Source organism: Candidatus Eisenbacteria bacterium (genome assembly GCA_016867495.1).
Taxonomy (GTDB): Bacteria; Eisenbacteria; RBG-16-71-46; order CAIMUX01; family VGJL01; genus VGJL01.
Genome location: VGJL01000288.1, coordinates 1 through 2470, shown reverse-complemented (window position 1 = coordinate 2470; position 2470 = coordinate 1). Strand labels below are relative to the sequence as shown.

Genomic DNA, 2470 nt, shown 5'->3' with positions numbered 1-2470 from the left:
CGGCGCCGCGATTGCGCGGCTTCTCGAGAAGCGGCTCATCGATGACGGGCGCTATGCGAGACTCTACGTCGAGAGCCGCAGCCGCCGCGCCCCGCGCGCCGGGCGCCTCCTGATCCGCGAGCTCCTTGTCCGGGGGGTCGAGGAGGCTGTCGCGAGGCGGGCGGTGGAGGATCTCCTCCTCGCGACGAGCGAGGAGGATCTGGCGCGGCGGGTCCTCGAGAAGTTCGCTCTGGGGAGCGAGGCCGATCGCCTGCGCGCGGCGAGGAGGCTCAAGTCGCGGGGGTTCGATCCCGCGATCGCCCTGCGGGGGATGGGAGATGTCGGGGACGACCCGGATGGATAGACGCCGGCGACGACCCGGATCGATACGATGCGCCGGATTCCCCTTGAGGGATGATCCCGGCGGGGCCGCGCGAAGACGCGGCAGGTGAGGAGAGGACGCTTTCAGATGGAGAGGCTTTCGCGGGAGATCCGATCGGCGTTCCTGGACTTCTGGCGCCGGCGGGATCACAGGATCGTGATGGGTTCGCCCCTGGTCCCCAGGGAGGACCCGACGCTGCTCTTCACCTCGGCGGGCATGGTCCAGTTCAAGAAGTTCTACGCCTCGCGGGAGCCGCTCGAGTACCGGCGGGCGGCGACCGTCCAGAAGTGCCTGCGGGCGAGCGATCTGGAGGACGTCGGCCACACGCCGCGCCACTGCACCTTCTTCGAGATGCTCGGCCACTTCTCCTTCGGCGACTACTTCAAGCGCGAAGCGATTCTCTGGAACTGGGAGTTCTTCACGAAGGTCCTCCCGCTTCCGATCGACCTGCTCCGGGCCTCCGTCTTCGAGGAGGACGATGAGGCCTACGCGATCTGGCGGGACGATGTCGGCATGCCGGCGGAGAGGATCCACAGGCTCGGCCGCAAGGACAACTTCTGGGGTCCCGCGGGGGAGACCGGAGCGTGCGGGCCGAGTTCCGAACTCTACTACGACCTGGGGCCCGGCCTCGGGTGCGGCCGCCCCTCCTGCGGCCCAGGCTGCGACTGCGATCGGTGGATCGAGGTCGGCAACTTCGTCTTCCCTCAGTTCGATCGCCAGCCGGACGGAAGCGACCTCCCCCTGCCCAACCGGGGGATCGACACGGGGATCGGCCTCGAGCGCCTGACGATGGTTCTGGCGGGAAAGAAGACGATCTTCGAAACCGATCTCTTCGCCCCGATCATCCATGAGATCGGGCGGATGGCGGGCGTCGCCTACGAGGGGGAGCGGAAGAGCGGCTTCCACATCATCGCCGACCATGCCCGCGCCCTCGCCTTCGCCCTGACCGAGGGGATCCTCCCGGCGAACGAGGGGCGCGGCTATGTGATCAAGCGGCTGCTGCGGCGGGCGGCGGTCCAGGCGCACCGCCTGGGTCTGCGCGAGCCGTTCCTGCACCGGTTGATCGACACCGTCATCGGCGAGATGGCCCCCGTCTATCCCGAGCTCGGCGAGGCGGCCGATCGCGTTCGGCTCGCCCTCCGGTCCGAGGAGGACCGCTTCGAAGCGACGCTCGAGCAGGGCCTCTCCCGCTTCGAAGAGATCGCGGCGCGCGTGAGCGGCGGCGAGGCCGTTCCAGGGCGGGAGGTCTTTGTCCTCTACGACACGTATGGATTCCCCGCGGACTTGACCGCGGTGCTGGCGCGGGAGAAGGGGCTCGCGATCGACGAAGCCGGCTTCGAGGAGGAGATGGCGCGGCAGCGCGAGCGCTCGAGGGCCAGCGCGACATTCTATCGATCCCAAGGGGAGGCGCTGGAGTGGATGGTCCTGACAGAGGGGCCGCACTCGAGCTTCGTCGGCTACGACACGCTGGAGATCGAGACGAAGATCCGAAGGGTCGCGGCGATCCCGGAGGCGAGCGGGGAGTGGTGGGCTGTCGTCGAGACGACGCCGTTCTACGCGGAGTCGGGCGGACAGGTCGGCGACACCGGCATGCTCTCGAGTCCCGCGGTGGCGGGCCTCGTTCTCGACACGATCGCGGTCGGAGACGAGATCCGCCATCGGGTCCGCATCGAGGGGGGCGAGTGGACCGAGGGGGTTGTGAGGCTGGCGGTCGACGAGCCGTCGCGGGCCGCCACGCGCCGCAACCACACGGCGACGCACCTCCTCCAGGCGGCCCTGCGCGGGCGCCTCGGCAATCACGTGGCGCAGGCCGGCTCGCTCGTCGCTCCCAATCGCCTGCGCTTCGACTTCACGCACCCGAGCGCTCTCTCGCAGGAAGACCTGGAGGCGATCGAGCGCGCCGTCAACGAGCAGGTCGTCGCGGACAAGGAAGTCCACGTCCACTTCTCCACCTATGACGAAGCGATCCGCGACCGGGTCACCGCCCTCTTCGGAGAGAAGTACGACGAGCGCGTGCGCAGGATCAGGATCCCCGGGGCCAGCGAGGAGCTCTGCGGAGGCACGCACGTCTCCCGGACAGGTGAGATCGGCAGCTTCCTGGTCCTAGCC

The 2470-nt window shown here is 69.0% G+C and carries 2 protein-coding genes; both read left to right on the top strand.

Features of this window, described 5'->3' with window-relative positions; genetic code table 11:
- On the top strand, positions 1-343 hold a 343-nt coding region (locus FJY88_13525), incomplete at its 5' end, for a RecX family transcriptional regulator (protein ID MBM3288347.1).
- Positions 344-448: 105 nt separating this feature from the next.
- Positions 449-2470: alanine--tRNA ligase (gene alaS / locus FJY88_13520; GenBank protein ID MBM3288346.1), on the top strand; the 2022-nt coding region annotated here is incomplete at its 3' end.